Origin of the sequence: Candidatus Bostrichicola ureolyticus, from assembly GCA_029851125.1 — a bacterium.
In the GTDB taxonomy this organism is placed as follows: domain Bacteria; phylum Bacteroidota; class Bacteroidia; order Flavobacteriales; family Blattabacteriaceae; genus Bostrichidicola; species Bostrichidicola ureolyticus.
The window spans coordinates 209,388-221,705 of record CP100319.1 but is presented as its reverse complement, the minus strand read 5'-3'; the positions used below and the strand labels follow the sequence as shown (position 1 = coordinate 221,705).

Sequence of the window (12,318 nt, the reverse complement as noted above, 5' to 3'; positions counted from 1 at the left end):
TATTTATTTACTATAAATAGATTTAGTAATTTTTATTGATAAATCAAATATAACTATTTTGCTATTAGCATTTTTATCTATATGATAAATTGCTTCATTAATTAATGAAATTATATTTTGTATATTTTTGATATTAATCATATTAATCAAATCTTTATTATCTATATTAGATATCTTTATATAAGAACTTAATAAAGCTTTTCTGAATATTTCTAAACAATAAATTAGAAATTTTTTTTGTTTTTCTTTTTCCCATTTATAAATAAATTCACTAATTTTTAGAAAGTTTTTTAAAACTTTAGGTGTTGATTTAGCTATAAAAACATTTTTAATAAAAAAATTAAAATAATTTTCAAAAATCTTATTATTTTCAATTCCTTTAGCTAGTTCTAAAGCCATATTCCAATTACCGTAAACTTTACTACTTATATATTCTGCTTTTTTTTTATCAAGCAAAATTTCTTGTTGTAAAGCATTTTTTATTTGATCAAATGTTAATGGGTTAAACCTAATAATTTGTGTTCTGGAACGAATTGTTGATAATACATTTTCTTCATTTTCTCCAACAAGTAAAAATATAGTTTTGGATGGAGGTTCTTCTATAATTTTTAACAATTTATTGGATGATGCTATGTGTAAAAGTTCAGGCATCCAAATTAATACAAATTTACGAGTATAAGTTTTTAAATAAATATTTTTGATTATTTCTTTAGTTTCTTCTACTCTTATTTGTACATGCTTATTTACCTTTATATAATTTATCCAATTATATAAACTACCATAAGGTTTTTTTTTTATAAATGTTTTCCATTCTGATAAAAAATTTTTATTATATAGTAGTGGAATTGGAAAAAGATAGTACACATCAGGATGATTAATAAAATCAAATTTATTAATTTTATATTCATATTCAAATAGATGTTTTATATAGACTAAAGCCATTAACAATGTTCCACAACCCTCTGGACCAACAAAAAATAATGCATTGGGAATTATATTAGTTTTAATAGTATTTAATAGATATTTTTTTATTTTTTCTTGTCCAATTATATTTTTGAATTCCATTTATATTTTTGAATTCAATCTTAAAAATTATTTTTTTCTTTTTTCTTAATTATCATTTTTTTTAAAGCATCAATAGCTAAATTTACAGATTCTTCAAATGTATGGCCTGATTTTTTTACAATTATATCATCTCCTGGAACAGATAAGCGGATCTCTATTATTTTTTGTTCTTTAATAGATTGTAAGTATACGTTAGCTGAAATGATTCTATTATAATAATTTTCTAATTTTGATAATTTATTTTTAATAAAATTGTTTAAAATATTATCATTTTCTACATGATTTAATATATTAATTTTCATTTATTTTATAATAAAATTAATGCGGAGAGAGAGGGATTCGAACCCCCGGAGGTTTTGACCTCTACGGTTTTCAAGACCGTCGCAATTGACCACTCTGCCATCTCTCCTAAATTCTATCTAAATCTATTTCAACAATATTTTTAATAATATCTTGTAAAGATTCTCTTTTTCTAATAAGAAAATCATTGCCTTTAAATATCAATACTTCAGCTGGACGATAACGTGAATTATAATTTGAAGCCATTGAAAAACAATATGCTCCAGCATTATTAATACATAATATATCTCCTTCACGTATTTCATTTATTTGACGATTAAATCCAAAAGTATCAGATTCACATATATAACCTACTACCGTATATAAACGAAAACGACCTAATGGATTAGAAATATTTTTAATATCATGATATGCATTGTAATACATTGGACGTATTAAATGATTAAAACCTGAATCTACTTCAGCAAAAACTGTAGAAATTGTATGTTTAATAACATTTACGCTTACTAAAAAATATCCAGACTCACTTACTATAAATTTTCCAGGTTCAAATATCAAAGTAGGTGTTTTTCCATATTTTTTACAAAAACTATTAAATTTTTTAGTTATAGTAGAACCCAATATTTTTATATTGGTTTTTTTATCTTCTTTTTTATAAGGAACTTTAAAGCCACTCCCCAAATCGATATAATCAATATTCATAAATTTGTTGGCTAATTCAAATAAAATATCTACTCCACGTAAAAATAAATTGATATCTAAAATATCAGAACCTGTATGCATATGAATACCCTCAACATTAATACCTGTATTATCAATAATTTTTTTAATATATGGAATTTGATAATATGATATACCAAATTTTGAATCTATATGTCCTACTGATATTTTATCATTTCCTCCAGCCATAATATGCGGATTAATTCTAATTCCTATAGGATAATTTATATTATGAAATCCAATATGTTCTAAAGTAGAACAGTTATCTATATTTATTTTTACTCCTAAATTTATTGATTTATTTATTTCTGAAAATGATACTCCATTAGGAGTATATAAAATATCCTTTGGATCAAAACCAGCTTTTAATCCAATTTCTACTTCTTGAATAGAAACAGCATCTAACCCACTTCCCATTTTTTTCAAAAATTTTAAAATATTTAAATTAGTATTTGCTTTGCAAGCATAATTAATTTTTAATTTTTCTATATTAGAAAATACTTTTAGCATAGTATTATATTGCAACGCTATTTTATCTGCATTATAAATATAAAGTGGAGTACCATATTTTTTTGCTAATTTTATTAATTGAGAATTTTTCATAATAATGCAATATTAATTACTTCATTCATATTATTAACGTATTTAAATGTAATACCTTTTAAATAATCTTTATTTATTTCTTTAATATCTTTTTTATTTCCTTTAGAAAGAATTATCTCTTTTATATTAGCACGTTTTGCTGCTAATATTTTTTCTTTAATACCACCTACAGGTAATACTTTACCTCTTAAAGTAATTTCTCCAGTCATTGCAATATGCGGTCTTAATTTTTTATTAGTATAACTTGAAACTAATGAAGTTAGCATAGTTACTCCTGCAGATGGACCATCCTTTGGAACAGAACCTTCTGGTACATGAATATGCACATTATATTCTTCAAACATTTTAGGATCAACTCCAAATTCTTCATAATGTGCTTTTATATATTGTAAAGCTATAGTAGCAGATTCTTTCATTATTTCTCCTAAATTTCCTGTTATACTCAATTCACCTTTACCTTTAGATAAACTAGATTCAATAAATAAAATATCTCCACCTATATTGGTCCACGCTAAACCTGTTACTACACCAGGATAATCGTTACCTTCATAACGAGTAATATCTTGGGGAGTACCTAAAATATCTTCTATTAATTCAATAGTTAAACGTTTTTTATATTGTTTTCCCATAGCAATATTTGTAACAGCGTTACGTATTAATTTGGTAATACATTTTTCTAAATTTCTTACACCAGATTCACGTGTATAACTTTCAATAATTTTTTCAATTTGTTTTATTCCAATTAATAAATCATTATGTTTTAAACAATGCTCTTTAAGTTGTTTAGGGAATATATGTTTTTTAAAAATCTGTATTTTTTCTTCAACAGAATAATCATTCATTTCAATAATTTCCATTCTGTCTAATAGTGGATTCGGAATAGTATAAAGTGAATTTGCTGTTGCAATAAACATTACTTTAGAAAGATCATAACTTAATTCAAGATAATTATCATAAAAATTCATATTTTGCTCAGGATCTAATACTTCTAACATTGCAGAAGAAGCAGAAGAACTTCCTAATTTATCAATTTCATCTAATATAATAACTGGATTAGAAGTACCAGATTTTTGTATTGATTGTAACATTCTTCCTGGCATAGCTCCAATATATGTTTTACGATGACCTCTTATTTCAGCTTCATCATGTACACCACCTAGAGAAATACGTAAATATTTTCTATTAAGCGCTAAAGCTATAGATTTTCCTAAAGAAGTTTTACCTACACCTGGAGGACCATATAAACAAAGTATAGGTGCCCGCATATCTTTTCTAAGTTTTAATACTGCTAAATGTTCTATTATACGTTTTTTTACATTTTCGATACCATAATGATTATCATCAAGAATTTTTTTAGCACGTTTTAAATCAAAATTATCTTTAGAATATTTATTCCATGGTAAATCAAGCATTAGATCTAAATAATTACGTATTACAGTATATTCTGTAATATTGGGATTTATACGTTGTAGTTTTAATAATTCTTTTTCAAATTGTTTTTGAGCTTCTTTAGACCATTTTTTTTTTTTACCTTTAATACGTATTTCATCAAATTCCTTTTCGTAAGAAATATCTCCTAATTCTTCTTGTATAGCTTTTATTTGTTGATGAAGAAAATATTCACGTTGTTGTTGATCAAGGTCATTACGTACACGAGATTGTATATCATTTTTTAATTTTAAATGTTGATATTCAATATTTAAAAAACGAAAAGTTTCCATAGCTCTTTTTTTTAATTTATCATATTCAAGTAATTTTTGTTTATTTTTAATTGATAAATGCATATTAGTAGCTATGAAATTAACTAGTAAATAATAGCTTTCAATATTACGTATAGCAAAATTAGTTTCTGAAGGTATATTAGGATTTTCTTGTATTATTTTAATTGTCAGTTCTTTAAGAGATTCTATTAAAGCAATAGATTCTTTGTCCTCTAAAGATTTGTCTTCATTTAAAGGTAAAATTTCTGCATTAAAGTAAGGTTTATTATGAATAATATTTTTAATTTTAAAACGATAAATTCCTTTTATTATTACTGTAATATTCCCATCTGGGAATTTTAATAATTTTAAAATTTTAGAAACTGTACCTACAGAATATAGATCTTTTTCAGTGGGATTTTCTATATTATTTTTTTGTGTAAGTATACCAACAATTTTATCTGAAGAATAAATATTCTGTATTAATTGTAATAATTCAATTGAAAAATTTTTAATTACTGTAATAGTAGTTACTACACATGGAAATAATACAATATTACGTACATTTAGTATATTTAAATTTTTCGAATTAGTATTATTAATAATATTGTCTTCTTCATCTTTACTCTCTTCATCTTGATTCAATAAAGGAATAAAATCTGATTCAGATTCTTCAATAAAGATATTTTCCATAATTTAAAATATAATGTTATAACAAGAACACAATAGTTATGCCAAATATATAACCATTATTTAAATAATGGATAATCTTTCATAAAATTATTTATTATATTTTTTATATTTTTAATTTTTGAAATATTTGATTTATTAATTATTACTTCATTTATCCAGTTAGCAATATTTTCCATATCATTTTCTTTTAATCCACGTGTAGTTATTGCCGCAGTACCTAGACGAATTCCTGAAGTAATTAATGGTGATTTATTATCAAATGGAACCATATTTTTATTACAAGTAATATCTGCATTCACAAGAATATTTTCTGCTTCTTTTCCAGTAATATTTTTATTTCTAAGATCCAAAAGTATACAATGATTATCAGTACCTCCTGAAATTACATTATATCCTTTATCTATTAATGATTTAGATAACGCTTTAGCATTACGTATAATTTGTTTTGCATAAAATAAAAATTCTTTTGTCATTGCTTCTTTAAAAGCAATAGCTTTTGCAGCTATTATATTTTCAAAAGGACCACCTTGGCAACCAGGAAATACTGCATTATCTATAAGTTTAGACATTTTTATAGGTGTTAACACACTTTTTTCACGTTTAATTTCAAAATCATTTCCTATTAAAATTAATCCTCCACGAGGTCCACGTAAAGTTTTATGTGTAGTAGAAGTTATTATATGACAATGTGGAAAAGGATGATTTAAAAGCCCTTTTACTATTAACCCTGCAGGATGAGCAATATCAGCAACAAGAATAGATCCTATATAATCAGCTACTTCACGAAATTTTTTATAATCTATGTCTCTAGAATATGCTGATGCTCCACAAATTATTAATTTGGGTTTTTTTTCTATAGCTAACCTACTCATTTGTTCATAATCAATTAATCCTGTTTCTTTATTTAATCCATAAAATATGCTACGATATATACTACCAGAAAAATTAACATTAGCACCATGTGTTAAATGACCTCCATGACTTAGGTCAAATCCCATTATAGTATCTCCAGGTTTAATAGTAGCTAAATAAACTGCTGTATTGGCTTGTGATCCAGAATGTGATTGAACATTTGCATAATTGCAATTAAATAATTTTTTTGCTCTATTAATAGCGATTTCTTCGATTTCATCAATTATTTCACATCCTCCATAATAACGTTTATTAGGATAACCTTCTGCATATTTATTTGTTAATATTGAGCCTATAACATTCAATATATCATCACTAACAAAATTTTCTGATGCAATAAGTTCTAAACCACGTAATTGACGATCTTTTTCCTTTTCTATTAAAGAATAAATATAATCTTTCATATTAAACATTATTTATTTTAAACAATATTTATTAATATTTTTATATATTAATAAATATTTATAAATATTATAATAATATTTTTTAAATATTTTTTATATGGCTAATCCAAAAAAAAAACAGTCTAAATCTAGAACTAATAAAAGAAGGACACATTATAAACTAAATTTAGTACAATTATCTATTGATACTAATACTAATCAAATACATCAATATCATAGAGCTTTTTGGCAAAATAATAATTTATATTATAAAGGTCATTTAGTTTTTACTAAAATTAAAAAAATTAAAAAATGATTGTAGAATTATAAAAAAGTAAAAATATTGAAAAATATAATTAAAATTTTGCCTAAAAATATTATAAATCAGATAGCTGCTGGAGAGGTCATTCATCGTCCTTCATCTATAGTTAAAGAACTTTTGGAAAATGCAATAGATGCAAAAGCTACAGTAATTGATCTTGTTATAAATAATTCTGGTAAAACATTAATAAAATCTATTGATAATGGTATAGGGATGAGTATGGATGATGCAGTAATGAGTATTAAACGATATGCTACTTCAAAAATTTATAATATTAATGATTTATTTAATATTTATACAAAAGGATTTCGTGGAGAAGCTCTATCGGCTATAGCTGCTATCTCAAAAATGGAAATTCGTACTAAAAATAAAATGGACGATTATGGAGCATATCTTATTATAGAAAATGGATTATTAATAAATAAATCATATTGTACAACTATTGAAGGAACTATAGTAAGTGTAAAAAATATATTTTATAATATGCCTGTTAGACGAAGATTTCTTAAATCAGACAGTATTGAATTTCATTATATAGTTTACGAATTTTATAAATTAGCTTTAGCACATGCAGATATAAATTTTCGTTTATATCATAATAATAAACTTATTTTTGATTTAAAAAAATCTTCAATTAAACAACGAATTATAGAAATATATGGAAAATATATTAACGATAATAATCTAGTTTTTTTTAATGAAAAAATTAATTCTGTAGCTGTAGAAGGTTTCATAGTTAAACCTACACATAAAAAAAATAAGGTTGAACAATTTATATTTGTTAATAATCGTTATATTAAAAATAACTTTTTACATAAAACTATTCTAAACGCTTTTTATGGACTTTTAAAAAAAATATATTATCCTTCATATTTTATTTTTTTAAATGTAGATTCTAAATATTTAGATATTAATATTCATCCAGCTAAAACTGAAATTCAATTTTATTACGAATATACTAATATTATATGTGATATGCTTTTATCAAATATAAAAAAAGCATTAGGACAATATAAAATAACAGAATATAATATTATATATGATAATTTTTTGCAAAAAGATTTTAAAGAATATGACAATCAAATTCAAATTTTTAAAAATTTATATGATCATAATAAAAAATCATTAGTTTCTTTAAAAGAAAAAAATTCATCTCTAGATAAAGAAATTTATTTTTTTCAATTTGATTATAAATATATTATTGCAATTTTAGAAAATGAATTAATAATAATAGACCAATATAGAGCCCATCAACGCATTTTATATGATCATTTTTTTAAAACTATTAATAATAATTTAGATATAAATAGTCAAAATTTTTTATTTCCTATTAAAATTAATCTTTTACCTAATGAAATAATTATAATTAAAGAATTAGAAGTTGATTTAATCAAATTAGGTTTTGCTATTGAATTTTTTAAAAATTTTATTTTGATAAAAGCATCATCAGTAATGATAAATCAAAATTGTATTATAGATTTTATACATAATGTAATAGATAATTATATTAATAATTCTTCTTTTAATTATAAAGAATTATTCGTTAATAATATTGCTAAATTAGCTGCTATAAAACGTGGTATTAAATTGAGTCGTATTGAAATGGAATACCTATTTTATAGTTTATTTGTTTGTAAACAACATAATTTTACTCCTTTGGGAAAAAAAATTTATTTTATTTTAAATAAAATAAATATTGCTAAACAATTCTATTAATTTATTAATTATTATTATTTATATTTAATTATTTATCAAATTACTTAAAAATTATTTTTTTAAAATATGTTAGATGAACATTTTGAAAATATTAATTATATAGGAGAATCAGATAAAACTAAAGATTTTAAAAAAAAAGGTACACCTATATTAGATAATTTTTCACAAGATTTAACTAGTCTTGCTTTAGCAGGTAAATTAGATGAGTTGATAGGACGTCACAAAGAAATAGAACGTGTATCTCAAATTTTAAGTATGAGAAAAAAAAATAATCCATTACTTATAGGAGAACCAGGTGTAGGAAAATCTGCTATAGCAGAAGGATTAGCTATTAGGATAGTGAAACGTCAAGTATCAAGAATTTTATATAATAAAAGGGTTATTTCACTAAATATATCTGATATAGTTTCTGGTACTAAATATAGAGGTCAATTTGAAGAAAGAGCTCTCGCTATATTAAATGAATTGCAAAAAAATACCAATATTATTATTTTTATTGATGAAATTCATACATTAGTAGGTGCAGGAGGTACTACAGGGTCTTTAGACGCTTCAAATATATTCAAACCAGCTTTAGCTAGAGGAGAAATTAAATGTATTGGTGCAACTACTTTAAATGAATATAAACAATATATAGAAAAAGATGGTGCATTAGCACGTAGATTTCAAAAAGTATTAATAGAACCTACTACTGAAGAAGAAACTATTGAAATACTTAATGAAATAAAAGACAAATATCAAAAACATCATAATGTTATATATACTGATGAAGCTATAAAAGCATGTGTCTCTCTTAGTTCTCGATATATAAATGATCGTTATTTACCAGATAAAGCTATTGATGCAATGGATGAAGCTGGTTCACGTGTACATATTAAAAATTTTAAAGTTTCATCAGAAATTATTGATTTAGAAAAAAAACTTAATGATATCCGTGATAAAAAATATAAAGTAGTAAAAACCCAAAATTATGAAGATGCAGCACGTTTACGTGATAATGAAAAATGCATAGAACAAGAATTATGCAAAGCTCAAGATTTATGGTATAAAGTTTCTTTAGAAACTAAAGAAATTGTTGTAAAACAAGATATAGCTGAAGTAGTATCAATAATAAGTGGTGTTCCAATTGGACGGATAAATGAAAATAAAAAAATTTTAAATTTAACTAAAAAAATAAAAAAACAAATTATTGGACAAGATAAAGCTATTGAAAAAATAGTTAAAGCTCTTAAAAGAAATATAGTGGGATTAAGAGATCCTAATCGTCCTATAGGTTCTTTTCTTTTTATAGGTGATACTGGGGTAGGAAAAACTCAATTAGCTAAAATAATTGCTAATGAATTTTTTAATACATATGATGCTTTTGTCCGTATTGATATGAGTGAATATATGGAAAAATTTTCTGTTTCTAGACTATTAGGAGCTCCCCCTGGTTATATAGGTTATGATGATGGTGGACAATTAACTGAAATTATACGTCGTAAACCTTATGCTATTATATTATTAGATGAAATAGATAAAGCTCATCCAGAGATTTGTAATTTACTATTACAAATATTTGATGATGGTTTTATTACTGATAGCTCTGGTCATAAAGTATTTTTTCATAATACAATATTTATATTAACTTCTAATATAGGTATTAGAGAATACAAAGAATTTGGAATAGGATTTAAAAAAAATAATATTAATTCTATTATAATAGAAAATACATTAAAACGTACTTTTTCACCTGAATTTTTAAATCGTTTAGATGATATAATCATATTTAATTCTTTAGAAGAAAAACACATTTATGAAATAATTAATATAGAATTAGAAAAATTAATTAATCGTATGCATAAATTAGGATACGAATTAAATTTATCTTCTAATATTAAAGAATATATCCTTAAAAAAGGTTATAATAAAAATTATGGAGCACGTCAATTGAAAAGGGTTATATATAATTATATAGAAAATATTATAGCAGAAAAAATTATTTGTGACGAAATTAAAACTGGAGATAAATTATCGTTTAAAATTAATAAAGATAAATTAGAATTAATAATAAATAAATAATTTTATTCTGTTTTTTCAGATTCTATTTTTTTAGATTCTGTTTTGTCAGAAGATTCTGTTTTTTTAGATTCTGTTTTTTTAGATTCTGTTTTTTTAGATTCTGTTTCAGACTCTACTTGCTCTACTTGCTCTACTTGATCATCAGAAGATTGTTGAGTAGCTTTTCTAAATTCTTTTAATCCTAAACCTAATCCTTTCATTAATTCAGGAATTTTTTTTCCTCCAAAAAGTAAAAGAGCCAAAATAATAATAACAATAATTTCTGTAGTTCCAAAAGTTCCTAATATCATGATTTTAATTTTTTAAAAAAAAATAATATGTTTTTATATTCAATTAATAATATACTTAAAAAGTATATAATTTGACCAATTAATCTTAAATTTTTTTTATTATATAATATATATACAATAAATATTGCTAATATAAAATGAATTATTATTTTTTTTTTATTAAAAGGAATATTAAAATACATTTTGTTAATACAAATATATGAACATAATAACATACTTCCATATGAAATTAAATTACCCCACACACAACTAATAAAATTTGATCCTGGCAATATTATTAAATTATATAATAATGTTATTAACATCCCTAAAATAGATATATATGTTGCTATAATTGGTTTATCAAATGCTTTATAGTAAATAGATAAATTATTATAAATACCAAAAAATAAATTAGACATAGTTGCCATTGGAACTATTAATAATGCTTGGTGATATTTAACATCTATCATTTTTTTAGCTATAAAATCAATGTTACTACATATAAATACATATATTATAATTCCAAACACAGTAAAAAAATAATTTATTTTTGCATAAATACTTTTAATATTACTATATTCAGCTATTTTTAATAGAAAAGGTTCTAGACCTAAACGAAAAATTGCAGTATAAAGATGCATAAAAGTGGCAATACGATAACAAGCTGCATAAGCACTATTAATTTCATCAGAAAAATATCTTTTAATAATTATTTTATCAAAATTTTCATTAATAGCAAATGCTAAAGTACTTAACATTATAGGGAATCCATATCTTATCATTTTTAATGCTATTACTATATCAAATTTTTTGATTTTAACTTCTTTCAAAAAAATTGGAATCAAAAAAATAAAATTTGATAATGATGATATTACATTCGCATAAAATATATAAGATGTATTATTTTTATTTTTTATAAAATTTAACGGAAATAAAATAATGTTAAATACATAATTAATAATATAATTATTTGTTGGATATAAGATATACATTATAATTCCAGATTGTACAAATACATTTAATATGCGGATTAATAAATATTTGATAGCTATATTATGTATTCGTAACCAAGCAATAGGTAATATGCAAATAGTATCCAAAAATATTATAATTAAAAACATTATCAAATAGTCGTAATTATTTTTATAATTGATTAAACTAATTATTTTTTTGAATGATACTATTCCAATTAGTACAAATAATAATGACAATGTAAATAATACAATTATTCCACTTGAAAATATTTTTTTTTTATCATTAATTTGTCGTTTATATAAAAAACGAAAATAAGCACTTTCTAATCCCAAAGTTAAAAATACTATAATTATACATGACATAGCATACATGTCAGTATAACTTGAAAATTCCTGTGAATTTAAAGTTTTAGTAAAAGATTTTAACAAAAAATAATTTATTATTTTAGGGAATACAGTTCCTAATCCAAATATTATAATTTGATTCAATAATTGTTTATACAAAATAACATTCTATTTATTTTTTTAAATATATTATATATTATATAATAAACACAATGTATCAAGAATTAAAAAAATATAATAAAAGTATAAATG

At 22.7% G+C, this 12,318-nt stretch carries 10 protein-coding genes and 1 tRNA gene; 3 read left to right on the top strand and 8 right to left on the bottom strand.

The genetic code is table 11. The features are described from left to right. Positions 1-3 precede the first annotated feature (3 nt). The 6 genes from NHG04_01160 to NHG04_01135 all read right to left on the bottom strand — a co-directional run bounded on the left by NHG04_01160 (position 4) and on the right by NHG04_01135 (position 6,397). Positions 4-1,065: a DNA polymerase III subunit delta' gene (locus tag NHG04_01160; GenBank protein ID WGH27265.1), complete on the bottom strand. Its 1,062-nt coding sequence runs from the start codon at positions 1,063-1,065 to the stop codon at positions 4-6. Positions 1,066-1,085: 20 nt separating this feature from the next. Next, complete coding sequence (locus NHG04_01155; GenBank protein WGH27264.1) at positions 1,086-1,367, bottom strand: HPF/RaiA family ribosome-associated protein; 282 nt, start codon at positions 1,365-1,367, stop codon at positions 1,086-1,088. Between the two features lie 22 nt (positions 1,368-1,389). Then, a tRNA-Ser gene (locus NHG04_01150) sits at positions 1,390-1,474 on the bottom strand. After that, complete coding sequence (lysA, locus tag NHG04_01145; protein WGH27263.1) at positions 1,474-2,688, bottom strand: diaminopimelate decarboxylase; 1,215 nt, start codon at positions 2,686-2,688, stop codon at positions 1,474-1,476. Before lysA ends, NHG04_01150 begins: the two co-directional genes overlap by 1 nt. Next, positions 2,685-5,081 carry an endopeptidase La gene (gene lon / locus NHG04_01140; protein WGH27262.1) on the bottom strand — a complete coding sequence of 799 codons (2,397 nt, stop codon included), beginning with the start codon at positions 5,079-5,081 and terminating at the stop codon, positions 2,685-2,687. The genes lysA and lon overlap by 4 nt, the downstream gene beginning before the upstream one ends. Before the next feature lie 56 nt (positions 5,082-5,137). Further along, on the bottom strand, positions 5,138-6,397 hold the full coding sequence (locus tag NHG04_01135) for a serine hydroxymethyltransferase (protein WGH27261.1): 1,260 nt from the start codon (positions 6,395-6,397) through the stop codon (positions 5,138-5,140). Positions 6,398-6,494: 97 nt separating this feature from the next. Between NHG04_01135 and rpmF the strand changes: the two genes are divergently transcribed. The 3 genes from rpmF (at position 6,495) to NHG04_01120 (ending at position 10,475) form a co-directional block, all read left to right on the top strand. After that, positions 6,495-6,692 carry a 50S ribosomal protein L32 gene (gene rpmF, locus NHG04_01130; GenBank protein ID WGH27260.1) on the top strand — a complete coding sequence of 66 codons (198 nt, stop codon included), beginning with the start codon at positions 6,495-6,497 and terminating at the stop codon, positions 6,690-6,692. Between the two features lie 27 nt (positions 6,693-6,719). Further along, complete coding sequence (gene mutL / locus NHG04_01125; GenBank protein WGH27259.1) at positions 6,720-8,414, top strand: DNA mismatch repair endonuclease MutL; 1,695 nt, start codon at positions 6,720-6,722, stop codon at positions 8,412-8,414. 66 nt (positions 8,415-8,480) lie between these two features. Next, on the top strand, positions 8,481-10,475 hold the full coding sequence (locus tag NHG04_01120; GenBank protein ID WGH27258.1) for an ATP-dependent Clp protease ATP-binding subunit: 1,995 nt from the start codon (positions 8,481-8,483) through the stop codon (positions 10,473-10,475). A 2-nt stretch (positions 10,476-10,477) separates the two neighbouring features. On the opposite strand, the gene NHG04_01115 is transcribed toward NHG04_01120, so the two are convergent. Then, complete coding sequence (locus NHG04_01115; protein ID WGH27257.1) at positions 10,478-10,765, bottom strand: twin-arginine translocase TatA/TatE family subunit; 288 nt, start codon at positions 10,763-10,765, stop codon at positions 10,478-10,480. Then, positions 10,762-12,225, bottom strand: coding sequence for an oligosaccharide flippase family protein (locus NHG04_01110; protein WGH27256.1), 1,464 nt, complete (start codon positions 12,223-12,225; stop codon positions 10,762-10,764). The genes NHG04_01115 and NHG04_01110 overlap by 4 nt, the downstream gene beginning before the upstream one ends. Positions 12,226-12,318 lie beyond the last annotated feature (93 nt).